The following is a 25,280-nucleotide window of genomic DNA, read 5'->3' as shown; positions in this document are numbered from 1 at the left end:
AAGTGGAATTAAGGATTAATGGACAGCTGGTGACCGTGCCAGACACAGTCAAGACGATAGACGATCTTATACACCATTATAAATTGAAGAATCGTACAATCATGGTCGAAAAAAATCACATTATATTACGGGCATACGAGCATGAAAAGGCAACAGTTGAAAATGGAGATACCATTGAGTTGGTCCAATTTGTAGGAGGCGGTTGATATGTTGAAAATCGGAAATTATACATTTCATTCAAGATTATTGTTAGGGACAGGGAAGTATCCTGATTTTGATATCCAGAAGGAAGCGGTGGAGGTTTCTGGGGCAGAGATTCTTACGTTCACGGTAAGGAGGATGAATATATTCGAGCCCAATCAACCAAACTTCCTGGAAAAACTCGACTTGGAGAGCTACTCATTATTACCGAACACGGCTGGCGCAAAAACTGCTGGTGAAGCGGTGCGGCATGCACAGTTAGCCAGGGCATCGGGACTTTGTGACATGATTAAGGTGGAAGTAATCGGTTGTGATAAAACACTATTGCCGGACCCGGTTGAAACCCTGAAAGCAACGGAAGAACTGCTCAAAGAAGGATTTACGGTCCTCCCATATACTTCCGATGATGTGGTTCTTGCGAGAAAATTGGAAGAGTTGGGCGCACATGCCATTATGCCCGGTGCATCCCCGATCGGATCGGGGCAGGGAATTATAAACCCCGTAAACCTCCGTTTCATTATTGAGCAGGCAAAGGTACCGGTCATCGTTGATGCTGGAATCGGTTCTCCTGCTGATGCCGCTTATGCTATGGAACTGGGTGCAGATGCTGTGTTGCTGAACACGGCGGTATCACAGGCGAAAGATCCTGTTAAAATGGCCAATGCCATGAGGCTTGCGATTGAAGGTGGCCGTTTTGGATATGAAGCCGGAAGAATCCCCCAAAAGCCCTATGCTTCAGCGAGCAGCCCGATGGAGGGGATGAGTGTTTGAATGAGGAGAGATATTCAAGACAAATTTTATTTTCACCCATTGGAAGTGAAGGTCAGGAAAGAATAAGGGATAAACATGTACTGGTCATTGGAGCAGGAGCTTTGGGAACGGGGAACGCAGAAGTCCTCGTTCGTGCCGGCATCGGAAAGCTGACGATCGTCGACCGTGATTACGTCGAATGGAGCAATCTGCAGCGACAGCAGCTTTACAATGAGGAAGATGCAAAAAGTCGACTACCGAAGGCGATCGCTGCCAAAAAGAGACTGGGGGAAATTAATTCAACAGTTGATATCGAAGCACATATTCTCGATGTCATGCCTGAAGAGTTAGTGAACTTGGCCATGGGTGCAGACCTGATCATCGATGCTACAGATAACTTTGAAACGAGGATGATCATAAATGATGTATCTCAAAAATATTCCATTCCCTGGATCTATGGAGCATGCGTGGGGAGCTATGGCATTTCATTCAGCATTCTCCCAGGTGTCACACCTTGCCTTCACTGTTTAATCGATGAAGTTCCGATAGGGGGCTTGACCTGTGATACAGCAGGAATCATCAGTCCTGCCGTCTCACAGGTGGTCGCCCATCAAACGACAGAGGCACTAAAAATGTTGGTGGAAGATTATGAATCTCTCAGCCATAGGGTCGTCTCTTTCGATTTATGGAAAAATGAACATACGTCTCTTGATGTAAGGAAGGTGAAAAAAGAAGAGTGTCCCTCGTGTGGTGTTCATCGAATGTACCCAAGTCTTCGATATGAGAATCAAACGAAAACGGCCGTCCTATGTGGAAGGGATTCCGTGCAAATCCGGCCAGCGTCAAGGCACTCTGTTAATCTCTTGGACATTTCAAAAACACTTGAGAACCAGGGCAAGCAAGTGGAAAGGAATCCTTATTTGATCAGGTTCAAGGTCGATTCCCTCCAAATAGTTTTATTTTATGACGGACGGGCGCTTATCCATGGAACGAAAGAAATGAAGGAAGCAAAATCAATTTATCATCGTTATTTTGGTTGAAAGAGGAGTGTGAAAGATGGTATATAAAGCGTTGACAATTGCAGGGTCGGATAGCGGTGGCGGCGCCGGGATTCAGGCGGATCTAAAAACGTTTCAAGAGTGTCATGTTTATGGGATGTCTGCCGTAACAGCCGTGACAGCTCAAAATACAAAAGGGGTGCAGGGTGTATTTCCATCGTCGACATCAGAAGTCTTGGAACAATTGACTTCCATTAATGAAGATTTGCCACCCGAAGCCGTAAAAACCGGAATGTTGGTGAATGATGAGATCATTGCTTCTGTTGCGGATTTCGCAAGCATCTCCGGATGGGAGAAGCTTATAGTGGATCCTGTGATGATTGCGAAAGGGGGAGCTTCTTTGTTAGGAGAAAAATCCATTGAAGCGTTGATCAATCGTCTAATCCCGGTTGCTTACGTCATCACACCCAATATCCCTGAAGCAGAAGCTTTAACGGGAAGAGAGATACGGGATGTTGGTGATTGCCGGAAAGCTGCTGAGGACCTATACGAGATGGGGGCCAAACATGTGATCATTAAAGGCGGTCACCAATCACAATCTCAATCATCTTATGCGATTGACATTCTTTATGACGGGAAAGAATTCTTTGAGTTTACAAGTCCAAGAATTTCTACACCCCATACGCATGGAACGGGCTGTACGTTCTCTGCGGTCATCACGGCAGAATTGGCAAAAGGGAACACCGTCTTTGATTCAGTCCATACTGCCAAGGGATTTATTACAGCTGCCATCTCACATTCACTCGGGATCGGGAGTGGACATGGGCCAACGAATCATTGGGCCTATCATGAAGGAGTCAAACTATGAATCTTAGAGACTTCTTAAAGCTATATTTCGTGATGGGCAGTCAAAATTGTGAAAGATCTCCTGTCGATGTATTGGAAGAGGCACTCTCGGGCGGGGTTACCATGTTTCAATTTCGGGAAAAGGGGACTCGCTGTCTGGAGGGAAAGCCCATGATGGAACTGGCTCTTGAACTCCAGCATGTATGTCAAAAGTACAGGGTTCCCTTTATTATCAATGATGATGTGGAGCTGGCTTTGACAATGGGTGCAGATGGTGTACATATAGGACAGGAGGACGAATCAATCGGAGTGGTCCGAAAGAAGTTGGGTGATAAAATACTTGGGGTTTCCGCTCATAATGTGAGGGAAGCACAACTCGCTTTAGAATCGGGAGCGGATTATCTGGGTGTGGGTCCCATGTGTCAAACTACAACTAAGAATGAATGCAGACCCGTCCAAGGACCTAAGGTGATTGAATCTATGAGAAAAACGGGGATCCGTCTCCCCGTGGTCGGAATTGGAGGCATCCATCCCGGCAATGTCCATAAAGTAATGGAAGCAGGATCCGATGGTGTGGCTGTCATCTCGGCGATTTCCAAACATCCGGAGCGTACCCATACTCTCTTTCAAGGGGTTCAGGATAGTTTGTTAAAATCTTTCTAGAAAATCACCGGACAAAACAACATATCCTGCCCTCCTCTATCATACGATACAGTAGACCCCGGTCTAACTTGTATCACCATCAACGATAAGAGGGAGGGTTTAGAATGAATGTCTGGTTTGTTTTGTTGAACATTTTGGTGTTTCTTGTTCTCATTGGTGTACTATTTCATATGCAAAGAAAAAATGTTTCGTTTTCAAAACGGGTGTTTGCCGCACTCGGACTGGGAATTGTTTTCGGTCTCGGTTTACAGTGGGTGTATGAAGCAGGGGATGAAAATGTCACCCAATCGATTGAATGGTTCAATATTGTGGGAACGGGTTATATTAAGCTGCTTCAAATGATTGTCATGCCACTTGTATTCGTGTCGATCCTTTCAGCCTTTTCAAAATTAAAACGATCTTCCAATCTAGGGAAAATTTCTGTATTGATCATCGGATTGCTTGTCGGTACGACTGCCGTCGCGGCTGCAGTAGGTATCGCGACAACCGCAGCCTTCGACCTGGAAGCCATCCAAATTGATCAAGGAAACGCCGAAGCGGCAAGGGGTGTTCAGTTGGAGGAGAGGGCAGCGGCTTTAGAAGGCCAAAGCTATCCTCAAAAAATCCTGGAACTCCTGCCTCAGAATCCTTTCCTTGATTTGACCGGGGAAAGAGCCACGTCGACCATAGCTGTTGTGATTTTTGCAGCCTTCATCGGTATCGCCTATTTAGGGGTTCAGCGTAAGGAACCTGAAGCGGCGGAATTTTTCAAAAAAATCGTGGATTCCATCTATGCCGTCGTAATGAGAATCGTGACCCTGGTATTGAGGCTGACGCCATTCGGTGTGCTTGCCATCATGGCGAAAACAGTCGCACTGAGTGATTTCGATGCCATCATGAAACTGGGTGAATTTGTAGGGGCGTCCTATATTGCCCTTATCATCATGTTCTTGATTCATTTAATCCTATTGACGCTTACAGGACTGAATCCGGTCACATACGTGAAAAAAGTACTTCCCGTATTGGTTTTTGCCTTTACCTCAAGATCCAGTGCAGGGACGTTGCCCCTTAATATTCAAACCCAGAAAAATAAACTGGGTGTTTCAGAAGGGATCGCCAACTTCTCGGGATCTTTTGGATTATCCATCGGGCAAAACGGATGTGCCGGCGTGTACCCGGCTATGCTTGCCGTCATGATCGCACCTACGGTTGGCATCAATCCTTTTACCCCAACATTTATTTTTACGCTCATTGCCATTGTTGCCATCAGCTCCTTCGGTGTCGCCGGAGTTGGCGGCGGTGCCACATTTGCCGCTATCCTCGTCCTTTCTGCCATGGACCTGCCGGTTGCGTTAGCGGGTCTTCTGATTTCAATCGAACCTTTAATCGACATGGGCCGGACAGCCGTTAATGTGAGTGGTGCGATGACATCTGGAATCATCACGAGTAAGGTAACGGGAGAACTGGATACAGAGACCTATAATAAAGAAATGATCGAAGCTGAAGCTTAAATGCCGGGCCGGCTCATTTTTGATGAGCCGGCTTTTTTATTGGAAAAGGAAATTTTACATGTTTTTGAGTGTTTATGATTGAAAATTCAGACTATATTCTTTACTATAGAGGTAACATACCGACCGGTTAGTATCTTGGTGTGTGAATGACTTGAAAGAGGGAGGCAGGAATATGCATGTAAAGGAATTGTTTGATTTATCCGGTAAGGTGGCACTGGTGACTGGTGGAGGCAGGGGTCTTGGAAAGCAGATTGCAACCTGTTTTGCGGAAGCAGGAGCAAATGTTGTCGTCTGTTCAAGAAATGTAGAGGCATGTGATGAAGTCAAAAAGAATTTAGAGGGTATGGGTGTACAAGCACTTTCCTTTCAATGTGATGTCACGGATCCGGAAGACGTCGCGAGAGTTGTGGATGAAACCCAAAAGGCATTTGGACGAATTGACATCCTGGTGAATAACAGCGGAGCTTCATGGGGCGCTCCTGCAGAAGAAATGCCCCTCGAGGCATGGCATAAAGTCATGAACGTAAATGTGAACGGGACCTTCATTATGTCACAGGCGGTAGGAAAGCTGATGTTAGCACAGAATGAAGGGAAAATCATCAATATCGCGTCTGTAGCGGGTCTTCAAGGAACGGACCCAAGATATATGGATGCCATCGGCTATAGTACAAGTAAAGCAGCAGTCATCAACTTCACCAAGGATCTTGCCGTGAAATGGGGCTCTCGCGGAGTCCATGTTAACGCAATCGCACCAGGCTTCTTTCCGACAAAAATGTCAAAGGGGATCCTCTCCCATGCCGGGGAAGCCATTTTAGAAGGTACGCCGTTAAATCGATTCGGAAGCGAAGATGATTTAAAAGGGGCGGCTCTTTTCCTTGCTTCCCGTGCCTCTGATTTTGTAACAGGTTCGGTCCTTGTGGTGGATGGCGGCTCCTCAGCGATGTAACCAGATTATTTTTAATAAGGAAGGATGGATGTCATGGAGTTCTCCTATTCTCCAAAAGTACAAGAATATCAAAATAAACTATCCCGCTTCATGGAAGAGTTCGTATACCCGGATGAATCTCTTTATGAACAGCAATTAAACAGGCAGGACACCCGATGGAGTTCAGTCCCGCCCATCATGGAAGAATTAAAAACCGAAGCAAGGAAACAAGGGTTATGGAACTTATTTCTACCAGAAAGTGAATATGGGGCTGGATTAAGTAATGTGGAATATGCACCGCTTTGTGAAATCATGGGCAGGTCTTTAATCGGCCCGGAAGTATTCAACTGCAACGCTCCAGATACCGGTAATATGGAAGTGTTGGAGCGGTATGGCACCCCTGCCCAAAAGGAGCGATACCTGATCCCCCTCCTGAATGGTGAGATCCGCTCCTGTTTCTCGATGACGGAGCCGGAAGTCGCTTCATCCGATGCCACAAATATCAAGGCAAGCATCGTTCGGGACGGGGATGAATACGTCATCAATGCCAGGAAATGGTGGTCTTCGGGCGCTGGGGATCCACGGTGCAGCTTCTCCATCTTAATGGGGAAAACAGACCCTGATGCAAAACGCCATGAGCAGCAATCGATGATCATCGTACCTTTGGACGCGGAGGGTGTAAAAATCGAACGGATGCTTCCGGTCTTTGGATATGATCATGCTCCTCATGGTCATGGAGAAATCACCTTTACTGATGTGCGGGTGCCCCTTGAAAATATGATCTGGGCGGAAGGGAAAGGTTTTGCCATTGCTCAAGGGCGATTAGGTCCAGGGCGGATCCATCATTGCATGCGTTTAATCGGAGCTGCGGAAAGGGCGCTTGAAGAATTATGTAAGCGTGTTCAAAACAGGGAAGCATTTGGAAAGACGCTCTCAAGTCAGGGGGTCGTCATGGAATGGATCGCTGATTCACGTATTGAAATCGAGCAGGCACGCCTTCTGACCATGAAAGCCGCTTACATGATGGATACCGTCGGAAATAAAATGGCCAAACAGGAAATCGCCATGATAAAGGTAGTGGCCCCTTCCATGGCATTACGGGTGATAGACCGGGCCATTCAGGCATTTGGGGCTGCCGGGGTATCAGGTGACCATTCAATGGCCGCACAATGGGCGAATGCCCGCACATTACGTCTTGCCGACGGGCCTGATGAAGTACATCGTGCCCAACTAGCAAAATTAGAACTTAGAAAATATCAAAAAGCCTCTCCGGTAGAGAGCTAGGAAGAGAGAGTGATTGCATATGAGGCTATCGGGTAGGGTTTCGATCATCACTGGAGGAGGCGGTGGAATAGGACGTGCGACCGCTTTAAGATTTTCTGACGAAGGGGCGTCAGTCGTCGTGGCAGATCTGGATGAATCGAGGGGGGAGGAAACGGTAAGGCTCATCAGGGAAAAGAATGGGCATGCGATGTATGTAAGGACGAATGTAAGAGACAGTGAAAGCATGCAGGAGCTCGTACATAAAACGGTCGAGCATTTCGGAAGTCTGGATATCCTCGTGAACAATGCCGGAATCGGTCAGTCGGAAGTCAGGAGTGTCGATTTGGAAGAAACGGAATGGGATGATGTCCTTGATACCAACTTAAAGAGCATCTTTCTGGGAATGAAACATAGCATACCGGAACTGATGAAAAAAGGCGGGGTCATCGTGAATGTTTCAAGTCTTCTGGGTTTAAAGGGGAGGAAGTACGTATCCGCTTATAATGCGGCAAAAGGCGGAGTGGTATTGTTGACGCAAAATGCCGCTCTGGAGTACGGAAAAGAAGGAATCCGGGTAAATGCTGTAGCTCCGGGTGTCATCGATACAAACATCATTGAAGGATGGAAGAAGGATGAAAGGAAATGGTCGGTGATTTCTCAATCGAATGCCCTCAGAAGGATTGGAAACCCGGATGAAGTGGCCTCCGCCATCTTGTTCCTGGCATCGGATGAAGCCTCCTTTATCACCGGATCCACATTATCTGTAGATGGTGGTGGGTTGATCTATTAGGACCATGCAGTGGCAGCTGAATAATCAAAACGGAAGGAATGATTTTGTGACAACTAAATCCTGGCACGTTCATTATCCTGAATCGTTCGACACAGATATTCCAGCAATTGATTTCTCAATACCCCATATGCTCCAACAAACTGCTTCGGGGTACCCTGAGCATCCTTGTATAAGCTTCTATCAAAAGCGCATGACGTATCGTGAACTTCAAGATGCCGTCACATTATTTTCTTCGTCCCTCCAGCATATCAGGACGAAGAAAGGAGACCGGGTTGCCATCATGCTCCCTAACTGTCCCCAATATGTCATTTCTTATTATGGGATCCTTACCACTGGCGGGATTGTTACTCAAGTTAATCCAATGTCTGTAGAAAGGGAACTCATTCATTTACTGAATGACTCCGGGGCGGAGACGATCATTGTATTGGACCGCTTTTATCCCATTATTCAATCCATTCAAAAGGAAACCAAGGTTAAAACGATCATTGTCGTTAGCTTCCAAGGGGAGGATCATGAGACGGATTACACGTTTAATGAATTTTTGAAGCTTGGGGACGGTGAAGTTTCTCCCATTTCAATAGAGCCGGAAAATGTGGCGGTCCTTCAATACACAGGTGGAACAACTGGCGTGTCCAAGGGTGTGATGCTCACACATAGCAATATCCTTTCAAATGTCATGCAAAGTCAGCGTTTTTTTAAAGAAAGCATTCAAACAGGGGAAGAAAGAAGTCTGAGTGTGATTCCCTTCTTTCATGTATTTGGAATGAATTCATGCATGAATCTCTCCATTTATACAGCAAATGAAATGATCCTGCTGCCACGTTTTGAGCTCTCAGAAGTATTATCAACCATAAAGAGGGAGAAACCCACATTGTTCCCTGGAGTGCCGACCATGTATGTGGCGATTACGAATCACCCCTCTGCTGAAGAGTATGGGATTCATTCGATCAAGCTTTGTAACAGCGGCAGTGCCCCCATGCCTGTTGAGCTATTAAATCAGTTCGAGAAGAAAACAGGGGCAAAGATATTGGAAGGGTATGGTTTATCCGAAGCCTCGCCGACGACCCATTGCAACCCTGCCTTCGCAGAAAGAAAGCCTGGAACCGTCGGAATCGGCCTCCCGTCTACGGATTATAAGGTAGTGGATTTAGCGACCGGCATGAAGGAAGTACCTCCGGGAGACATTGGAGAGCTGATCATCAAAGGTCCCCAAGTCATGAAGGGGTACTGGAATTTACCTGAAGAAACCGCCAATGCCCTTCGTGACGGATGGCTATACACAGGAGACATTGCCCGGATGGATGATGAAGGGTATGTATCGATAGTGGATCGAAAGAAAGATATGATCATTGCTTCAGGATATAATGTGTATCCCCGGGAAGTGGAAGAAGTCATCTATGAACATCCCTCTGTACAGGAAGCGGTCGTGATCGGGGTCCCTGACTCCTATCGAGGAGAAACCGTGAAAGCCGTGATTGTGTTAAAGGCTGGGGAAAAGGTATCAAAACAAGAATTGATGGGGTTCTGTCAGGAGAATATGTCTTCATTCAAAGTCCCAAGGATCATCGAATTCCGGGATGAACTTCCAAAGACGAGTGTAGGTAAGATTTTAAGAAGGGCCCTCAGGGAAAATGTGATATAATTCAGGGGATATTTGCAGATTGAGGGGACTTCATATGAAAGAAAAAATGACAGAGCAAGCAGTGCGGTTATTTGATCAAAAGGGCTTTACCGTCACGTCCATTCAGGATATCGTCGAATCGATCGGGGTGACAAAAGGAACATTCTACTATTATTTTTCCAGTAAAGAAGAGCTTTTAAAGGAAATTCATATGAGATATATAGATGGCTTATTGTCCAAACAGGAGAGGATATTGGAAAATGAGAGCAAATCTTTCCGTGAGAAACTCTTTGACATCATTCATCTTTCCATCGTGGACATCAAAGAACAAGGGGCCAGTGCCAAAGTGTTTTTCAGGGAGATGAGACACTTAAGCAAAGAAAGCGTGGATCAAATCGAACCCAAACGGGATATGTACCGCTACAATATTGAAAAGCTCTTGAAAGAAGGAAGAAAGTCCGGAGATTTCCGAATCGACTTTGACGTTTCCGTTGTAGCCTTCGGTATACTCGGGATGATGAACTGGAGCTATCAATGGTATAAGCCTGGCGGGGCGAAGACGGATGAAGAAATAGCAGGTACGTTTGTCGATATGGTCTTGAAAGGGATCCAAACAGAATAGAGGGGAAGCGGTTTCAGCATTTCCTCTCCCACTAACATACCGACTGGTTAGTATTTACAATGAAAGAAGGCGGATAAATGGATTCTATCAACGTAAGAAGTAGATTCTGCGAAACAGATGCACTGGGGCATATAAACAATACCACTTACTTTGTCTATTTAGAGGAAGCGCGAATTAAATTCTTTCAAACAATCGGATTCGATATGGACGTGAAGGATTGGCAGTTTATCCTGGCTTCCACCAAATGTGATTTCGTATCACAGGGTTATTTCAATCAAGAACTTGTGATCACCACCCATGTTTCCAAAATCGGATCCAAGAGTTTTCAGTTAGACCATGATATCCTGTGTGCGGAGACTCTTCAACTGATTGCAAGAGGAAACGCGGTCATTGTGTATTTTGACTTTCAGGAACAACGGAGTAAAGCAATCCCTGATCTGTTAAAAGCTCAGTTAAATATTCATTTACGTTCTGAGAAAACTGAATATTCTTGAATCTAGGAGGGGTAAAATGACCGAGCGGGTGGAAAATGAAACAGTTTCAGTCCGAAAAGGAGAAGAATTAAATGAAAGGAAATTACATGACTTCCTGGTTGAACATTTTCCTGATCTGCAACAAGAAAAGTTGAGCATTAAACAGTTTTCTGCAGGTCACTCAAATCTAACGTATTTGCTTTCAATGGGAGAATGGGAAGGGGTTTTAAGACGCCCCCCTTTAGGGCCCGTCGCACCGAAGGCACATGATATGAAAAGGGAATTCAGGATCCTTTCAGAGATCCATCCTTTATTCGACGTTACACCAAAACCCTATGTATTCTCCGAAGATGAAGGGATAGTCGGTAGCCCATTCTTCATCATGGAACGAAAAAGGGGGGAAGTATTTGATACATCATTTCCCCCGCATCTGAATGTAACGCCTGAGGTATGCAAGAAAATCTCGGAAGAAATGGTGTCAAGAATGGTTGAGCTTCATTCCATTGATCATACCAAAACCTCACTCCACGAAATCAGTAGACCCGAACATTTTATGGAGAGACAGGTTCACGGGTGGATCAATCGCTATGAACGTGCGAAGACAAGTGAGATTCGTGATGTAGAACATCTGACACAGTGGTTGACTAGAAATGTTCCGGAAAATGCTGAGTCCACGATCATTCATTATGACTTTAAATTAAACAATAGTATGTTTTCTGAAGACTTGACATCCATGGTGGGATTATTCGATTGGGAGATGGCGACCGTCGGAGATCCCCTTGCAGACCTGGGTGTCGCCATGGGGTATTGGATCCAGCAAGATGATCCTGAGTTGTTAAAGTACGGTCTTGGGAAGCCTCCAGTGACCATCATGGACGGTTTTTACAGCAGAAGAGAGTTCATTGAAAAATATGCAAAAAAAAGCGGCAGGGACGTAAATCACATTCATTTCTATTTGTCTTTTGCCTACTTTAAGCTGGCGGTTATTGTGCAGCAAATTTATTACCGTTTTAAGATGGGTCAGACAAGTGATGCCCGTTTTTCCGGGTTCGATCGGTTTGCCGAGTCTTTAATTACCCTGGGTAATCAGGCAGCATTTGATTCCAGGGAACAAATATAAGGGGATGAATGCCATGCAATCATTATTAGTCGAAATGAACGACCGGGTGTTGAATGTTACCTTGAATCGACCAGACAGCTTAAATTCATTTGATGAGAATATGCTTACCGGATTGATAGAAGCGGTAGAAGAGGGTGGGCGGAATCAGGAGATCCGGGCGATCGTGATCCGCGGTGCCGGGAGGTCATTCTCTGCCGGTGGCGACGTGAAAACGATGGGAAGTGCAACATCAGCCCAAGTCTATGAACATATCGGAATACTGAATTCATGTATCAAAGCCATCAAAACAATAGAAAAGCCGGTCATTGCCTCCGTCCATGGTTTCGCCGCAGGGGCTGGATTTAATTTAGCATTGGCCTGTGATCTAATCATTGCATCCGAAACCAGTCAATTTGCACTGAGCTTTTCCAAAGTAGGGCTCATTTCGGATGGAGGGGGTTCTTATTTTCTCCCACGGTTGATCGGCCCTCATCTTGCCAAGGAGTTCTTTTTTACCGGAGAACCTGTGTCTGCCCGGAGGATGTATGAATTAGGGGTGATTAATAGACTGGTGCCCGCTGATCGTCTGGAAGAAAAAACATATGAGCTGGCTTCAACACTCGCTTCGGGTCCAAGCAAAGCCTACGGCATGATGAAAAAAATGATTGATCGTTCATTCACCACTACCCTGGATGAAATACTGGAGCAGGAAAGAATCACTCAAACCCTGATGATATCAACGGAAGATCATGTAGAAGGAGTATCAGCGTTTAAAGAAAAAAGGACCCCCTCTTTTTCGGGGAATTAGGAGGAGTTTAGATGAAAGCAATCCAATTTAGGGAGTTCGGTGGTCCTGATGTGTTGAAGAATGTGGAGATTGATATGCCTTCACCCCGTGGGAGGGAGGTATTGATAAAAGTTCATGCCTCTGCTGTCAATTATGCGGATACGGCCAGGAGAGAAGGTCAATATGTGGTAAAGACCCCCCTTCCTTACATTCCCGGTGCGGAAGTATCAGGCATCGTAACCGAAGTCGGAGAAGACGTAGCAAGGGTCAAAAAAGGAGACCGGGTCGTAGCGATGATGGATTCAGGTGGGTATGCAGAATATGCCATGACAGATGAACGATCCATCATCCCCCTTCCATATGGATTGGACTTTAAAGAAGCGGCCGCAATACCTGTACAGGGATTGAGTGCGTATCATATTTTGAAAACACTTGGGAGACTCGAACAGGGTGAGACGGTCCTCATTCATGCTGCTGCAGGTGGTGTAGGGCTCTTAGCCGTTCAACTCGCAAAGCGATTCGGTGCAGGTAAAGTGATCGCCACTGCAAGCACCGAGGAAAAGCTTCGTATAGCAGAAGATATGGGAGCAGATGTACTGGTCAACTATACAGAGGAGGAATGGGAGAAAAAAGTTCTGGATGCAACAGGTGGAAAGGGTGTGGAACTTGCGCTGGAGATGGCAGGTGGTGACGTCTTTTATAAAACATTAAAATGCCTCGCCCACTTCGGGAGAATGATCATCTACGGTGTAGCGAGCGGGGAGCAAAGCAGATTCTATCCCTCTTCCTTAATGGCAAAGAATCAGTCGGTCACCGGCTTTTTCCTTCCTCCTCTGATGAGGGACACCGAGTTGACACAAAAAACCCTTCACGAAATCTTTCATTACGTGGCGAACGGAGATATAAAGGTCACAGTGGGGCACGTGTTCCCATTGGAAGAAGCGGCAAAGGTCCACTCCCTCATGCAGGGAAGACAGACAGTGGGAAAAGTGATTTTGCAGCCATAATTTTATCATACAAGGGGGAATAAAAATGAACTTACGCTTGTCAGATGAACAAAAGATGATACAAAAGACCATCCGTAGATTTGTAGAGAAAGAATTGATTCCTTTAGAAAATGAAGTGCTGCGAAATGAACGGGAAGGAAAGCCCAGCCTCTCTCCAGAAAAGATAAAAGAGCTGCAAATGAAGGCAAAGGATGCAGGTTTCTGGGGGATCAACACTCCGGAGGAATACGGAGGGGCGGATCTCGGTCAAATGATGATGGCCATCGTCTATATGGAAATCTCCAAGACCTTTGTCCCGTTCTCCTTTGGAGGGTATGCGGATAACATTCTTTACTACGCCAACGATGAACAGAAGAAAAACTATTTAATACCGACAATCAATGGAGAAAAGAAATCATGTTTTGCCATGACCGAACCCGGAGCGGGATCTGATACTCGTAATATCCGGACCACAGCCGTTAAAGACGGAAACGAATGGATAATAAATGGAGAGAAAACGTTCATTACGGGTGGAAATGAAGCAGATTTCGTCATGGTCATGGCCGTGACGGATAAAGAAAAACATCGTCGTACAGGTCGGGAAGGAGTCACTTGTTTCATCGTCGATCGAAGCATGGGCTGGAAATCCGAATATATCCATACAATGGGGGAATGGGGACCGGCAAGCCTTATTTTTGAAGATGTAAGGGTTCCTGAAGAAAATATCCTTGGTGAAATCGATGGCGGCTACAATCTGGGATTGGAGTGGATCGGATTTGCCCGCTGGATTGTAGGGGCACAGGCGGTGGGAGCAGCAGAACGACTTCTTCAAATGGCCATCGACTATTCGAAAGAAAGAGAAACATTTGGAAAGCCTATCGCAGATCGGCAGGCGATTCAATGGCAGATAGCGGATTCAGCCGTGGAAATTGAAGCGGCCCGCTGGCTTGTGTTAAATGCGGCATTCACACTCGACCAAGGGGAAGACAATCGTCACGTTGCGTCGATGGCCAAGCTATATGGATCCAATATGGGGAATCGGGTCGTTGATCGCGTCCTCCAGATCCATGGTGGTATGGGCTATACAAGAGAGCTGCCGATCGAACGATGGTACCGGGAGGCAAGGTTATGGCGCATTTATGATGGAACCGATGAAATTCAAAAACTGATCATTTCAAGGAATTTATTAAAAGGTCATGTGAAACTTGGGCAATTTGTATAAACAGATAAAGGAGGCAGATGAAATGGGAGAGCGATTCAGAGGAAAAGTGGCTTTGGTTACAGGTGGAAGCAGAGGGATCGGCAGGGCGATTGCCGGATTACTGGCTGAAGAAGGGGCCAAGGTGGCCATCATCGACGTGAATGAAGATGCGTTGAATGAAGCAAGTGAGGTATTTAAACAATATGAATTGTATACAAAAGTGGCAAATGTCGTAGAATACCGGGAAGTTGAAAATGCGATGAAGGAAGTATATGAATCCTTCGGCTCCCTGGACATTGTGGTGAATAATGCAGGGGTCATCAGGGATAATCTGTTATTCAAAATGACCGAAAACGATTGGGAGACAGTCATGGATGTGCATTTAAAGGGTTCATTCAATGTAGTGAAGGCCGCCCAACAATACATGGTCAAACAAAAGTACGGACGCATCATCAATATCTCATCCACCTCAGCATTGGGAAATCGGGGACAGGCGAACTACGCAACGGCTAAAGCCGGTCTTCAAGGCTTGACGAAAACCCTTGCCATAGAACTTGGTCCATTCGGAATCACCACGAATGCTGTAGCACCGGGTTTTATCGAAACCGAGATGACGAAAGAAACGGCGAAACGGATCGGGATTACTTTCGAACAATTAGTAGAAGCGAGTCTCCAGGGTATTCCTGTTGGCAGAAGCGGGCTTCCTGAAGATATTGCAAATGCAGTCGCTTTTTTTGCAGATGAAAAATCTTCATTCGTCAATGGTCAGGTTCTCTACGTTGCTGGAGGGCCGAAAGCCTAATAAAGGAGAAAGGGGTGAAGAATATGTTTGAATCCTATATCGGAAAGAGATCTACTCCCACCCGAAATGCAGTGGAAAGAGGGGCGGTTCGGAAATTTGCAGAAGCCATTGGCGATCCCCATCCCCTTTATGTGGATGAAGATACCGGGAAGTCCTCCTTTTATGGGGGGAACATTGCCCCACCCACCTTTCCGAGAGTGTTCAACTATGGTTCGATCGAAGGCTTTCATTTACCGAATGTTGGGTTGATTCACGGTGAACAATCCTTTCATTATGAAAGACCTTTGAAGGTAGGGGAAACGATACAATGTTATACGGAAATAAAAGACTATTATGAACGGGAAGGTACCGGGGGGAAACTGGGATTCCTTGTCATCGACGATGTCGGGGAAGATTCTCGTGGGGAAAGAATCTTCACTTCCCAGGCGATTGTCATTATTACAGAAGAAGTCAGAAAGAGGTTGAGTAAATGACAACACTACAATCATTCGGATTAGGAGATACACTTCCCCCGGTTGAACTGGCTCCGGTCACAAGGATGGACCTGATCAAATACGCAGGAGCTTCCGGAGACTACAATCCGATACACACCATCGATGATGAAGCCTTGAAGCTGGGTCTTCCAGGAATCATCGCTCATGGAATGTGGACGATGGGCAATGTGTCCAAACTTTTCAGCCCACACTATGATGAAGGCTTTATCCAGAATTACTCGGTACGATTTAAAGGGATGGTCATGTTACATGATGTGGTTACATTAAGGGCAGAATTAATGGACAATCAGGGTAACCTCCTTCATTTTAAGGTTTTAGCCACAAATCAAGCCGGGAAGAAAGTAATTGAGGGTAACGTCGTTTTTAGGGTCCTTGAATAGTAACGCAATGCTTTATGAAAAATTGTCGTAGATCCACCCCCAATCGAATAACATGTAAGGAATGATCGTTTAATAAAATAAGACAAAAGACATAAATCCGATCGAAAAAGTCGGGTTGACTTCTTCCGTAATTGTGATATTATTTAGAATATTAAAATGAATAACTCTTATCCAGAGTGGTGGAGGGATCTGGCCCTGCGAAGCCCAGCAACCTACGTATTGTAAGGTGCTAATTCCAGCAAAATGTGAAGTCATTTTGGAAGATAAGGTAACCTTACCTGAACAACTTTCCAAAATGGGAAGTTGTTTTTTTCTGACCTGGATAAGATGAAAACTGGGGGTATCATGTGAAAAAAGAGAAGAACCAGCAAGTACAGTTTGACTTGGTAGCAGAGAAGATCCAGTCCATGCTTGAAACCATGAGCTATGGTTCGATCACGATTATCGTACAGGATGGAAAAGTCATTCAATTAGAGAAAAATGAGAAAGTCCGAATTAAATAAGCTGACTAGACAAACTAGAGGCGCGTAGCAAAAATATAGGGACTCCTTATATTTTGTTACCGCCTCTTTTTCTATGGATAAGCATTATGGAATGGGGTGTACTATGTTAACGTATCAGACTTGGAAACAGCCATCCGTGGAATTTGAAGTGGATCCGGTCTATAAAGGAGCGTTGGACGTCCTGAAATGGACATATGATCATTACGGTGACGAGGTTGTCTATGCGTGCAGTTTCGGAATAGAAGGCATTGTGCTTATCGATCTCATATCCAAGGTGAAACCGCAGGCGACCATTGTATTCCTTGATACAGGGGTTCATTTCAAGGAAACGTATGAAATCATTGAGAAAGTGAAGAAGACGTATCCCGCGTTGACCATCCATATGAAAAAGCCTCAGTTGACCCTCAAGGAACAAGCAGAGGCATATGGGGATAAGTTATGGGAAACCAAACCAAACCAATGCTGTCAAATACGGAAGCTTGACCCGTTAAAAGAAACATTATCCAAGGGGCACGCATGGATTTCAGGCCTAAGGAGGGAACAATCCCCAACAAGACAACATGTTGAATTCATTAATAGAGATGACAAATTTCAATCCGTCAAAATTTGTCCGTTGATTCACTGGACGTGGAAGGAGATCTGGCGTTATGTCCATAAACATAATCTCTCTTACAACCCCCTCCACGATCAAGGATATCCGAGCATAGGCTGCTTTCATTGCACCACGCCGGCTATTGATGTCAATGATCTTCGCTCCGGAAGATGGAAAGGAAAAGGGAAGACAGAATGCGGCCTCCATTAGAAAGGGTGACAGTCTTTGCTTGAGGTTGCAGCCCTTCTGATCAGCTTGTTCTTCGCCATGAACATTGGTGCCAGCGGAGCGGCAGCGTCAATGGGAGTGGCATATGGTGCAGGGGCTGTAAAGAACATCCGGACAGCGCTATGGATATGCGCAGCAGGTGTCCTTAGTGGAGCGGTTCTGGGTGGTGGAGAGGTTGTAAAGACAATCAGTTCAGGAATCATCCCGCAGAATCTATTGTCGATTAAGATTGTTCTCATTATTTTGTTATCTGCAACGATTTCACTATTTCTGGCGAATGTGATCGGCATTCCGCTGTCTACGAGTGAAGTAACGGTGGGAGCCGTTGTAGGAGTCGGGGTAGCCTATCAGGTTTTGTATGTAAAATCACTTATTACGATCATGTCCTTCTGGGTCATCGTCCCTGTCATCGCTTTTTTCGTAACCTGGTTTGCGGGATTAGGTTTAGTCCAGCTTGGAAAGCGGGGGTATCATTTTGATAAACAGTGGCTTGCTTATCTGTTGATCATCGCCGGATTCTTTGAAGCTTTCTCAGCAGGGATGAATAATGTTGCCAATGCCGTTGGTCCATTGGTGGGGGCAGGCCTGATATCACCTTCACGTGGAATCTTGATTGGTGGAGCATTTGTTGCACTTGGAGCTGTTTTACTGGGAAAGAAAGTAGTCGAAACAAACGGCAAGAAAATTACGCAATATTCTAAAGCTGAAGGAATTGTCATTTCCTCGACAGGAGCCTTCCTCGTCATCTTGAGCTCTCTGTATGGATTGCCGATCCCTCTGACACAGGTTACATCCTCTTCCATCATTGGTTTGGGCGTAGCTAAAAACGGCAAGCACATGCTTCAAAAGAAAATCGTCAAAAAAATCATCAAAATCTGGGTGGTCTCTCCCTTGATTTCACTCAGTATTTCATACTTCTTGGTCAAACTGTTAATCGATAGTGATTTGTACTCGATTGTCGTACCGATAAGCGTCATCATTGCCACGGTAGGTGCGTTGTCGTTGATGAGGGTCATTAATGAGGAAAGACGGTCTGTCCACGAAGATGGAGGAGGCATTTGATCTTAATTCCGATTATACAAATATGTTAAGGAGGATATTTTACATGAGTTTACAGCCGCACGGAGGAGCACTGGTCCAATCCTATTTACCTGAAGAATCCTATAAGGACATCGAACACGAACTGCCACTGGACGACATCGCATTGAGTGATTTGGAACTGATTGCAATCGGTGCTTACAGTCCAATAGAAGGATTCTTGACCAAGCGGGATTATCAGACCGTGGTGGAATCATTACGGCTTGAGAGCGGATGTGTATGGAGCATTCCCATCACTCTGCCCATCGAAAAGGAGCAGGCTGGTTTTGCACAGATAGGAAAAAGGAACAGGCTTGTCTATAAAGGAGAAACATACGGGATTATCGACGTAGAGGATATCTACGAACCTGACAAAGATAAAGAAGCCCTGCTTGTCTATGGAACGACCGACCGGGATCATCCCGGAGTAAGGAAACTATTCCAGCGTGGTGAAGTATATGTCGGAGGCAAAATTACATTAGTGAAAAGGCTATCGAAGCCTTTCAAGGAGTATTCATTCGATCCAGGTGAAACGCGAAAAAGGTTTAAAGATAAGGGGTGGAAAACGATTGTCGGTTTTCAGACCAGGAACCCCGTGCACAGGGCACATGAATACATTCAGAAAACCGCGCTTGAAACCGTGGATGCCCTATTTTTGAATCCGCTGGTCGGTCAAACGAAAGCAGATGATATTTCAGCGGAAATCAGGATGGAGAGCTATGACGTACTATTAAGGAACTATTACCCGAAAGACCGTGTTTTTCTCGGAGTATTTCCTGCTGCTATGAGATATGCAGGGCCAAGGGAAGCCATTTTTCATGCATTAGTACGAAAGAATTATGGATGTACTCACTTTATTGTCGGGAGGGATCATGCAGGGGTTGGTGACTATTATGGAACCTATGATGCCCAAAAGATTTTTGATCAGTTTACGGAAGAAGAGATCGGGATTACGTCCCTTCGCTTCGAACATAGCTTCTATTGTGAGAAATGTGAAGGGATGGCGACGACGAAAACCTGTCCACATGGAAAAGAGCATCATGTCATTCTATCCGGAACAAAAGTAAGGGGAATGCTGAGGAACGGGGAAGTCCCTCCTTCAACATTCAGTCGTCCAGAGGTCATTGATGTATTGATCAAGGGTCTAAAACAAGAATCCAAATAATCGGCTGGGGAGGAAGATAGCTTGAGTGAAAAACAAGAAAACATTGTATGGCATGAATCAACAGTCACCAAGCAGCATAGAAGGAAAAAGAATGGTCATCAAAGTTTCATTCTCTGGTTCACAGGATTATCCGCTTCAGGTAAATCGACAGTGGCGAATGCACTTGCTGCCTCCCTTTTTAATCAGGGAAAGCAGGTGTACGTTCTGGATGGAGATAACGTCCGGCATGGGTTGAATCAAGATTTGGGCTTTAACGAGGACGACCGTAAAGAAAACATCAGACGGATAGGTGAAGTGTCGAAACTCTTCATTGATAGCGGTCAAATTGTGCTCACCGCGTTTATTTCACCTTTCAGAAAAGACCGGGATCTTGTGAGAAGCCTGGTCGGCCCTGAAGAATTCCTGGAAATATACGTACATTGTTCCCTGGAGGAATGTGAAAAGCGGGACCCAAAAGGGCTGTATAAAAAAGCCCGTAAGCAAGAAATCACCCATTTCACGGGGATCAGTGCTCCGTATGAGGAACCTGAAAATCCTGAAATCGTCCTGGATACAGAAAAGAACTCCATTGAACAATGTGTAGAGAGTCTTTTGATCGAATTAAAGCAAAAACAATTGATATAAGGAGAGAAAAACATGGCATATAAGAAATCGTGGGAGTCAAATGAAAAGCTGAACAAAACAGAACAATGGAAGCTCGAAAAAGACGGATTGAAGGTATTCGAAGATATTCCGTATTATGCCGAAAACGGATTTTCCTCCATCCCGAAAGAAGAATGGGATAAATTCAAATGGGCTGGACTTTATCTCCAAAGACCGAAGGAAGACGGTTATTTCATGATGAGGGTGAATGTCCCGTCCGGAATACTGACTTACGATCAAGCAAGGGAGCTAGCGTCGATTTGTAAAGAATACGGAAGGGATGTGTATGATATCACGACCCGCCAGGCCATCCAGTTCCACTGGCTGAAGATTGAACAAATCCCCGATATCTTCAAACGCCTGGAAGAAGTCGGGTTGTCTTCTGCAGGGGCATGTGGGGATATCACGCGTAACATCGTCGGGAATCCTCTGGCTGGCATCGATCCGGATGAACTCTTTGACACAAGAGCCGTTGTGAAGGAAGTCTATGACTTTTTCCAACATAATGAAGACTTTTCAAATTTACCGAGAAAGTACAAAGTCTCGATTTCCGCCAATCTCAACAATGCAGCGAATGCCGAAATCAACTGTGTTTCTTTCCTTCCGGCGAAAAAGGAGATAGACGGTAAAGAGGAGAACGGGTTTCACCTGAAGGTCGGAGGTGGTTTGTCTTCGAGACCTCTTCTGGCAGAAGAATTGGACGTATTCGTTCTCCCACATCAGGTGAAAGACGTAACGATTGCCCTTACGACCATTTTTCGGGACTACGGATATCGGGAGAAACGGCATTTGGCCCGTTTGAAATTCTTAATGGCTGACTGGGGGCCGGAGAAGTTCAAAGAAAAACTGCTGGAGTATGTAGAGCTTCTTCCGGCAGGGACCGACGCAGTGAAAGGATGGAACGCAGGGTATTTCTACGGAGTTCACCCCCAAAAACAGGAAGGACTCAATTATATTGGACTGAATGTTCCCGTAGGCAGACTGAATTCCGATGAAGTATATGAACTCGCGAGAATATCCAAGAAATATGGAAATGGAGAACTCAGAAACTGTAACTCTCAGAATCTCATCATTCCGAATATCCCCGATGAGCATGTGGATGCATTGCTTAACGAAAAGATCTTTGACCGGATTTCAACGAGCCCTTTATCTTTCATCGGATACTCTGTATCGTGCACAGGAATCGAATATTGCAATCTTGCTTTGGTAGAGACAAAGGAGCGGATGAGACAGATCGCCAATGACTTGGATCAGGAATTGACGTTGGATGTCCCAGTGAGGATCCATATGGTGGGTTGCCCCAATTCATGCGGTCAGCGACAAATTGCAGACATCGGTCTCCAGGGGATCAAAATGAGGACGAAAGATAAGAAAATGATTGAAGCCTTTGAAATCTATGTAGGTGGTACCCTTCAGGACGGCGGCAAATTGAATGAAAAGCTGAAAGGGAAAGTGGAAGCCGCCAATCTGTCCGAAGTCGTCAAGCAACTCTTGATTCATTTCAAACAAACAAAGGAACAAGGGGAAACGTTCTTTGACTATATCAACCGAGTCGGTACCGCTCCCCTTCAGGAATCGTTGGATCAACTGCTGCAGGAAGCATAAGGAGGCAATGAAAGATGAATTTATATCGATTTGAAGTCACTGCCCGTGATTTAGTCACGATTGTCGTCGTAGCAGCTGATACGGATGAGAAAGCTTTTGACCTGGTTGAGATCGAGCTTGAGAAGTATTTCTTGAAAAAGCCGGATGTCAGGGATATCTCCCTTTATGAAAAAAAGAGAATCCGGGGAAATGGTGCAGGATTTGTCCTGCACGAACAGGAAACCATCATTACATCCTGAGGAGGGAAACAATGGGCAAGGTATATTTAGTCGGAGCGGGACCCGGAGATCCGGAACTGATCACGGTAAAAGCGCTGAAATCCATACAAAAAGCAGACGTCATTCTTTATGATCGCCTGGTGAACAAGGAACTTCTCACATACGCGAAGAAAGGGGCAGATTTGATCTACTGCGGAAAACTGCCAAACTATCATACGATGAAACAAGATACGATCAATCATTTTCTAGTACGCTACGCGGCAAGCGGAAAAGTGGTGGTCAGGTTAAAGGGGGGAGATCCCTTTGTATTCGGAAGAGGCGGTGAAGAAGCGGAAGCATGCGCGAAAAAAGGGATTCCTTTTGAAATCATCCCGGGTATCACGTCTGGAATCGCAGCCGCTGCCTATGCAGGGATACCCGTCACTCACAGGGATGCAAGCTCAAGCGTTGCATTTGTGACAGGGCATAAACAAAACAATCAACTTGAAGATGAAAAATGGGAAAGCTTATCGAAAGGAATCGATACCCTGGCCATCTATATGGGAGTCAGTAATCTCCCTTATATCAGAGAAAAGCTTATACAATACGGCAAATCCAAGCATACTCCTGTGGCACTTGTTCACTGGGGGACGACAGAAGTGCAAAAGACCGTTACAGGGACCCTTGATACCATCATTGATATCGTGAAAGAGGAAAAAATAGAAAATCCAAGTATGATCATCGTAGGCGAAGTGGTACGGTATCGTGAGAAAATTCAATGGTTTGAAAAGAAAATGATTATGAGCGAGGCTTTATAGATGAAACGTGCGGTATTGTATGTGTGCCATGGCAGTCGTTTGGTGAAAGCCCGTGAAGAAGCTGTTGCCTTCATCAAGCGATGTCAGGAACATGTCGAGGCGGATATTCAGGAAATAAGCTTCCTTGAACTTGCCAGCCCTTCCATAGATGAAGGATTCCGTTCATGCTTGGACAGAGGGGCCACTCACCTGACTGTCGTACCACTCCTCCTTCTGACAGCGGTCCATGCCAAGAAGGATATCCCTGATGAAATTCAAAGATGCAAGGGTTTATATCCTCATATCAAGGTGAAATACGGACGTCCAATCGGCGTCCATGATCGGATGGTCGAAAGTGTCATCAATAAGATCGAGGAGGCTGCCCCACTTCATTCATCTACAACGGTCATTTTAATCGGAAGGGGAAGTTCAGATCCGGATGTCAAAAGGGATCTCAGTGCTCTAGCTGAGATTGTCCAAAGAAAAACAGCAATAAGCGAGGTAAGAACATGCTATTTAACGGCAACCTCACCGAGCTTTACAGAGACTCTGGAGTCCTTGAAAAATACTGAGGGAAACGTCGTCTTCCTTCCTTATCTCCTATTCACCGGGCTATTGATGAAAGGGATCGAGAAAGAAATCCGGAGAACCCATAATCAACATATCCTCCTGGCGGATTATTTAGGATATGACCCTCTCGTGGAGCAGGCATTTCTGGACCGGGTAAATGAATCTCTGTGGGTCAAAGGAGAAGCGTATGCTTCCGATCATGATTGATGTGAAGGATAAGCAAGTAACGATTATAGGTGGAGGAAAAGTGGCACGTCGTAAGCTCTCTGTATTTCTTGAACAGGGAGCAAATATCACCATCATCAGCCCTGAGGTGGTCGATGAGATCAAAGTACTACATGAAGAGAAGAGAATAGTATGGATCAAGAGAGAAGTGCTGCCGGATGATATAAATAAAGCGTTCATTGTCATTGCTGCGACGAATAAACGATCGGTGAACGAACAGGTGAAAAAGTATTCTGACATAAATCAGCTTCTATGTGTAGTGGACGATGGGGATTGTGGAAATATGCAGATGGTCTCCTTTACACAAAAAGGAACTTTCACCATCGCTGTATCTACAGGCGGAGCAAGTCCATTCTTAGCAAAGAAGCTTACGAATCAACTGTCTCAACCATTTGATGATTCTTTCATCGAGAAGCTTGCAATCATTTCTTCTGAGAGAAAGGATATCAAAGCATCGGATTTACCTGAAAGGGAAAAAAGAAAGCTGTTAAGAGAACTGTCGCATAAGCTTGAGGTAATTGAAAATGAGTAAAGCATGGATGGTATAAGTTTCCCATGCTTTACTCATCTGTCATCTATGAAGATTATGATTGACCCTCTACAAGGCTCTGATTTATTTTTTGCTGATTCAAATGTACAATTTCACTTAATCCCAAGAAAAACATCGTTGCTCCTAGAGAAAGAAGATATAGCAGCCAAATAGCAGATGTCATATCCTCGATCCCGAAAATACCTGATTTAGAAACATCCAATTTCATTGCGGTAATACTACCGGCGAAAAATAAAAACCATGCAAATACTTTTAGACCTATGGCCACGGCATTTTGTTTCATAGAATCCCTCCTGTTATCCCATAAGGATGAAAAATCACTACATAATATGATTATAGTTCTGACCATTGAAGATATGACTTTTTATCTATTTTATCAATGAGATATTTTCTGAACCTATTTCCCTTTGTATAGGGAATCATTAGAAAACGCTTCTTATTTCACGAACATTAAACTTTGAATTTGTTTTAATGTTAGGAAATGAGTCTTTACAAAAGGATGAGTTGCCGGTATACTAACCAATATCAAATTCATATTTATTTTTCACTCATATAATAGCGGGGATATGGCCCGCGAGTTTCTACCGGATTACCGTAAATGATCCGACTATGGGTGAGCAATGATAGGTGCGTCTTAATGGACGTTCTTTGCCTAACCCAAAGGTCATTGTCTCACTCTGATGTGAGCACAATATCCTTTGGGTTTTTTAGTATCTACAACAGGTAAAGGAGCGGTTC

General features: G+C 45.1%; 30 protein-coding genes and 2 riboswitches. Of the genes, 29 read left to right on the top strand and 1 reads right to left on the bottom strand.

Annotation, left to right across the window (positions count from 1 at the left end):
- The first annotated feature begins 2 nt into the window (after window positions 1-2).
- The 29 genes from thiS to V8G47_RS01340 all read left to right on the top strand — a co-directional run bounded on the left by thiS (window position 3) and on the right by V8G47_RS01340 (window position 24,524).
- Window positions 3-206, top strand: coding sequence for a sulfur carrier protein ThiS (thiS, locus tag V8G47_RS01480; protein ID WP_034759167.1), 204 nt, complete (start codon window positions 3-5; stop codon window positions 204-206).
- 1 nt (window position 207) lies between these two features.
- A complete protein-coding gene (locus V8G47_RS01475; RefSeq protein WP_336198529.1) occupies window positions 208-972 on the top strand; it encodes a thiazole synthase in 765 nt (254 codons plus the stop codon).
- On the top strand, window positions 969-1,991 hold the full coding sequence (locus tag V8G47_RS01470; protein WP_336198528.1) for a thiazole biosynthesis adenylyltransferase ThiF: 1,023 nt from the start codon (window positions 969-971) through the stop codon (window positions 1,989-1,991). The genes V8G47_RS01475 and V8G47_RS01470 overlap by 4 nt, the downstream gene beginning before the upstream one ends.
- Window positions 1,992-2,007: 16 nt before the next feature.
- Window positions 2,008-2,817 (top strand): bifunctional hydroxymethylpyrimidine kinase/phosphomethylpyrimidine kinase, encoded by an 810-nt coding sequence (gene thiD, locus V8G47_RS01465; protein WP_336198527.1) that lies wholly within the window; start codon window positions 2,008-2,010, stop codon window positions 2,815-2,817.
- Complete coding sequence (gene thiE / locus V8G47_RS01460; RefSeq protein WP_336198526.1) at window positions 2,814-3,458, top strand: thiamine phosphate synthase; 645 nt, start codon at window positions 2,814-2,816, stop codon at window positions 3,456-3,458. Before thiD ends, thiE begins: the two co-directional genes overlap by 4 nt.
- 104 nt (window positions 3,459-3,562) lie before the next feature.
- A complete protein-coding gene (locus V8G47_RS01455) occupies window positions 3,563-4,948 on the top strand; it encodes an L-cystine transporter (protein WP_336198525.1) in 1,386 nt (461 codons plus the stop codon).
- A gap of 172 nt (window positions 4,949-5,120) precedes the next feature.
- Entirely contained in the window at window positions 5,121-5,894 is a 774-nt protein-coding gene (locus V8G47_RS01450; RefSeq protein ID WP_336198524.1) for an SDR family oxidoreductase, read from the top strand.
- A gap of 33 nt (window positions 5,895-5,927) precedes the next feature.
- Window positions 5,928-7,157 carry an acyl-CoA dehydrogenase family protein gene (locus tag V8G47_RS01445; RefSeq protein WP_336198523.1) on the top strand — a complete coding sequence of 410 codons (1,230 nt, stop codon included), beginning with the start codon at window positions 5,928-5,930 and terminating at the stop codon, window positions 7,155-7,157.
- A 19-nt stretch (window positions 7,158-7,176) separates the two neighbouring features.
- The gene (locus V8G47_RS01440; RefSeq protein WP_336198522.1) at window positions 7,177-7,926 is read left to right on the top strand and encodes an SDR family NAD(P)-dependent oxidoreductase; all 750 of its coding nucleotides are present in this window, start codon (window positions 7,177-7,179) and stop codon (window positions 7,924-7,926) included.
- A 4-nt stretch (window positions 7,927-7,930) separates the two neighbouring features.
- Window positions 7,931-9,568 (top strand): long-chain-fatty-acid--CoA ligase, encoded by a 1,638-nt coding sequence (locus V8G47_RS01435; RefSeq protein ID WP_442970779.1) that lies wholly within the window; start codon window positions 7,931-7,933, stop codon window positions 9,566-9,568.
- A 34-nt stretch (window positions 9,569-9,602) separates the two neighbouring features.
- Window positions 9,603-10,169 (top strand): TetR/AcrR family transcriptional regulator, encoded by a 567-nt coding sequence (locus tag V8G47_RS01430; protein WP_336198520.1) that lies wholly within the window; start codon window positions 9,603-9,605, stop codon window positions 10,167-10,169.
- 77 nt (window positions 10,170-10,246) lie between these two features.
- Window positions 10,247-10,663, top strand: a complete 417-nt coding sequence (locus V8G47_RS01425; RefSeq protein ID WP_336198519.1) for an acyl-CoA thioesterase — start codon at window positions 10,247-10,249, stop codon at window positions 10,661-10,663.
- Window positions 10,664-10,679: 16 nt separating this feature from the next.
- Entirely contained in the window at window positions 10,680-11,762 is a 1,083-nt protein-coding gene (locus V8G47_RS01420) for a phosphotransferase family protein (RefSeq protein WP_336198518.1), read from the top strand.
- Window positions 11,763-11,775: 13 nt separating this feature from the next.
- Complete coding sequence (locus V8G47_RS01415) at window positions 11,776-12,549, top strand: enoyl-CoA hydratase/isomerase family protein (protein WP_336198517.1); 774 nt, start codon at window positions 11,776-11,778, stop codon at window positions 12,547-12,549.
- A gap of 11 nt (window positions 12,550-12,560) precedes the next feature.
- The gene (locus V8G47_RS01410) at window positions 12,561-13,535 is read left to right on the top strand and encodes a quinone oxidoreductase family protein (RefSeq protein WP_336198516.1); all 975 of its coding nucleotides are present in this window, start codon (window positions 12,561-12,563) and stop codon (window positions 13,533-13,535) included.
- Between the two features lie 25 nt (window positions 13,536-13,560).
- A complete protein-coding gene (locus V8G47_RS01405) occupies window positions 13,561-14,736 on the top strand; it encodes an acyl-CoA dehydrogenase family protein (RefSeq protein ID WP_336198515.1) in 1,176 nt (391 codons plus the stop codon).
- Between the two features lie 22 nt (window positions 14,737-14,758).
- On the top strand, window positions 14,759-15,517 hold the full coding sequence (gene fabG / locus V8G47_RS01400) for a 3-oxoacyl-ACP reductase FabG (RefSeq protein WP_336198514.1): 759 nt from the start codon (window positions 14,759-14,761) through the stop codon (window positions 15,515-15,517).
- Between the two features lie 23 nt (window positions 15,518-15,540).
- The gene (locus tag V8G47_RS01395; protein ID WP_336198718.1) at window positions 15,541-15,990 is read left to right on the top strand and encodes a MaoC family dehydratase N-terminal domain-containing protein; all 450 of its coding nucleotides are present in this window, start codon (window positions 15,541-15,543) and stop codon (window positions 15,988-15,990) included.
- Window positions 15,987-16,391, top strand: coding sequence for a MaoC/PaaZ C-terminal domain-containing protein (locus V8G47_RS01390; protein WP_336198513.1), 405 nt, complete (start codon window positions 15,987-15,989; stop codon window positions 16,389-16,391). Before V8G47_RS01395 ends, V8G47_RS01390 begins: the two co-directional genes overlap by 4 nt.
- A 164-nt stretch (window positions 16,392-16,555) precedes the next feature.
- A riboswitch (SAM riboswitch) is annotated at window positions 16,556-16,661 on the top strand.
- 77 nt (window positions 16,662-16,738) lie between these two features.
- The gene (locus tag V8G47_RS01385) at window positions 16,739-16,894 is read left to right on the top strand and encodes a YezD family protein (protein ID WP_336198512.1); all 156 of its coding nucleotides are present in this window, start codon (window positions 16,739-16,741) and stop codon (window positions 16,892-16,894) included.
- Between the two features lie 103 nt (window positions 16,895-16,997).
- Window positions 16,998-17,696 (top strand): phosphoadenylyl-sulfate reductase, encoded by a 699-nt coding sequence (locus V8G47_RS01380; protein WP_261750803.1) that lies wholly within the window; start codon window positions 16,998-17,000, stop codon window positions 17,694-17,696.
- Window positions 17,697-17,753: 57 nt separating this feature from the next.
- Window positions 17,754-18,776, top strand: a complete 1,023-nt coding sequence (locus V8G47_RS01375; protein ID WP_336198717.1) for an inorganic phosphate transporter — start codon at window positions 17,754-17,756, stop codon at window positions 18,774-18,776.
- A gap of 43 nt (window positions 18,777-18,819) precedes the next feature.
- Window positions 18,820-19,956 carry a sulfate adenylyltransferase gene (gene sat, locus V8G47_RS01370; protein ID WP_336198511.1) on the top strand — a complete coding sequence of 379 codons (1,137 nt, stop codon included), beginning with the start codon at window positions 18,820-18,822 and terminating at the stop codon, window positions 19,954-19,956.
- 21 nt (window positions 19,957-19,977) lie between these two features.
- The gene (gene cysC / locus V8G47_RS01365; RefSeq protein WP_336198510.1) at window positions 19,978-20,580 is read left to right on the top strand and encodes an adenylyl-sulfate kinase; all 603 of its coding nucleotides are present in this window, start codon (window positions 19,978-19,980) and stop codon (window positions 20,578-20,580) included.
- A gap of 12 nt (window positions 20,581-20,592) precedes the next feature.
- Window positions 20,593-22,203, top strand: coding sequence for a nitrite/sulfite reductase (locus V8G47_RS01360; RefSeq protein ID WP_336198509.1), 1,611 nt, complete (start codon window positions 20,593-20,595; stop codon window positions 22,201-22,203).
- A gap of 14 nt (window positions 22,204-22,217) precedes the next feature.
- A complete protein-coding gene (locus V8G47_RS01355; protein ID WP_261750807.1) occupies window positions 22,218-22,442 on the top strand; it encodes a DUF3906 family protein in 225 nt (74 codons plus the stop codon).
- Window positions 22,443-22,453: 11 nt separating this feature from the next.
- On the top strand, window positions 22,454-23,218 hold the full coding sequence (cobA, locus tag V8G47_RS01350; protein ID WP_098440314.1) for a uroporphyrinogen-III C-methyltransferase: 765 nt from the start codon (window positions 22,454-22,456) through the stop codon (window positions 23,216-23,218).
- The gene (locus V8G47_RS01345; protein ID WP_336198508.1) at window positions 23,219-23,974 is read left to right on the top strand and encodes a sirohydrochlorin chelatase; all 756 of its coding nucleotides are present in this window, start codon (window positions 23,219-23,221) and stop codon (window positions 23,972-23,974) included. It abuts the gene before it with no gap.
- Complete coding sequence (locus V8G47_RS01340) at window positions 23,955-24,524, top strand: precorrin-2 dehydrogenase/sirohydrochlorin ferrochelatase family protein (protein WP_336198507.1); 570 nt, start codon at window positions 23,955-23,957, stop codon at window positions 24,522-24,524. Before V8G47_RS01345 ends, V8G47_RS01340 begins: the two co-directional genes overlap by 20 nt.
- 52 nt (window positions 24,525-24,576) lie before the next feature.
- Here V8G47_RS01340 and V8G47_RS01335 read toward each other — a convergent pair whose 3' ends face one another.
- Window positions 24,577-24,825 (bottom strand): hypothetical protein, encoded by a 249-nt coding sequence (locus tag V8G47_RS01335; RefSeq protein WP_258262016.1) that lies wholly within the window; start codon window positions 24,823-24,825, stop codon window positions 24,577-24,579.
- Window positions 24,826-25,070: 245 nt separating this feature from the next.
- A riboswitch (purine riboswitch) is annotated at window positions 25,071-25,172 on the top strand.
- Window positions 25,173-25,280: the final 108 nt, after the last annotated feature.

The organism is Rossellomorea sp. LJF3, assembly GCF_037046045.1.
In the GTDB taxonomy this organism is placed as follows: domain Bacteria; phylum Bacillota; class Bacilli; order Bacillales; family Bacillaceae_B; genus Rossellomorea.
The sequence above is the reverse complement of the archived record's forward strand: the minus strand, read 5'-3'. Positions and strand labels throughout refer to the sequence as shown.

Excerpts from the sequence above, each read along its gene's own strand:
- V8G47_RS01395 (WP_336198718.1), top strand. The coding sequence starts at position 15,541 with ATGTTTGAATCCTATATCGGAAAGAGATCTACTCCCACCCGAAATGCA.
- thiE (WP_336198526.1), top strand. The coding sequence starts at position 2,814 with ATGAATCTTAGAGACTTCTTAAAGCTATATTTCGTGATGGGCAGTCAA.
- fabG (WP_336198514.1), top strand. The coding sequence starts at position 14,759 with ATGGGAGAGCGATTCAGAGGAAAAGTGGCTTTGGTTACAGGTGGAAGC.
- V8G47_RS01355 (WP_261750807.1), top strand. The coding sequence starts at position 22,218 with ATGAATTTATATCGATTTGAAGTCACTGCCCGTGATTTAGTCACGATT.
- V8G47_RS01345 (WP_336198508.1), top strand. The coding sequence starts at position 23,219 with ATGAAACGTGCGGTATTGTATGTGTGCCATGGCAGTCGTTTGGTGAAA.
- V8G47_RS01375 (WP_336198717.1), top strand. The coding sequence starts at position 17,754 with ATGAACATTGGTGCCAGCGGAGCGGCAGCGTCAATGGGAGTGGCATAT.
- V8G47_RS01335 (WP_258262016.1), bottom strand. The coding sequence starts at position 24,825 with ATGAAACAAAATGCCGTGGCCATAGGTCTAAAAGTATTTGCATGGTTT.
- V8G47_RS01440 (WP_336198522.1), top strand. The coding sequence starts at position 7,177 with ATGAGGCTATCGGGTAGGGTTTCGATCATCACTGGAGGAGGCGGTGGA.
- V8G47_RS01390 (WP_336198513.1), top strand. The coding sequence starts at position 15,987 with ATGACAACACTACAATCATTCGGATTAGGAGATACACTTCCCCCGGTT.
- V8G47_RS01435 (WP_442970779.1), top strand. The coding sequence starts at position 7,931 with ATGCAGTGGCAGCTGAATAATCAAAACGGAAGGAATGATTTTGTGACA.
- V8G47_RS01475 (WP_336198529.1), top strand. The coding sequence starts at position 208 with ATGTTGAAAATCGGAAATTATACATTTCATTCAAGATTATTGTTAGGG.
- cobA (WP_098440314.1), top strand. The coding sequence starts at position 22,454 with ATGGGCAAGGTATATTTAGTCGGAGCGGGACCCGGAGATCCGGAACTG.
- V8G47_RS01450 (WP_336198524.1), top strand. The coding sequence starts at position 5,121 with ATGCATGTAAAGGAATTGTTTGATTTATCCGGTAAGGTGGCACTGGTG.
- V8G47_RS01360 (WP_336198509.1), top strand. The coding sequence starts at position 20,593 with ATGGCATATAAGAAATCGTGGGAGTCAAATGAAAAGCTGAACAAAACA.
- V8G47_RS01430 (WP_336198520.1), top strand. The coding sequence starts at position 9,603 with ATGAAAGAAAAAATGACAGAGCAAGCAGTGCGGTTATTTGATCAAAAG.
- V8G47_RS01380 (WP_261750803.1), top strand. The coding sequence starts at position 16,998 with ATGTTAACGTATCAGACTTGGAAACAGCCATCCGTGGAATTTGAAGTG.
- thiD (WP_336198527.1), top strand. The coding sequence starts at position 2,008 with ATGGTATATAAAGCGTTGACAATTGCAGGGTCGGATAGCGGTGGCGGC.
- sat (WP_336198511.1), top strand. The coding sequence starts at position 18,820 with ATGAGTTTACAGCCGCACGGAGGAGCACTGGTCCAATCCTATTTACCT.
- V8G47_RS01405 (WP_336198515.1), top strand. The coding sequence starts at position 13,561 with ATGAACTTACGCTTGTCAGATGAACAAAAGATGATACAAAAGACCATC.
- V8G47_RS01415 (WP_336198517.1), top strand. The coding sequence starts at position 11,776 with ATGCAATCATTATTAGTCGAAATGAACGACCGGGTGTTGAATGTTACC.
- V8G47_RS01425 (WP_336198519.1), top strand. The coding sequence starts at position 10,247 with ATGGATTCTATCAACGTAAGAAGTAGATTCTGCGAAACAGATGCACTG.
- V8G47_RS01420 (WP_336198518.1), top strand. The coding sequence starts at position 10,680 with ATGACCGAGCGGGTGGAAAATGAAACAGTTTCAGTCCGAAAAGGAGAA.
- V8G47_RS01455 (WP_336198525.1), top strand. The coding sequence starts at position 3,563 with ATGAATGTCTGGTTTGTTTTGTTGAACATTTTGGTGTTTCTTGTTCTC.
- V8G47_RS01410 (WP_336198516.1), top strand. The coding sequence starts at position 12,561 with ATGAAAGCAATCCAATTTAGGGAGTTCGGTGGTCCTGATGTGTTGAAG.
- V8G47_RS01340 (WP_336198507.1), top strand. The coding sequence starts at position 23,955 with ATGCTTCCGATCATGATTGATGTGAAGGATAAGCAAGTAACGATTATA.
- V8G47_RS01445 (WP_336198523.1), top strand. The coding sequence starts at position 5,928 with ATGGAGTTCTCCTATTCTCCAAAAGTACAAGAATATCAAAATAAACTA.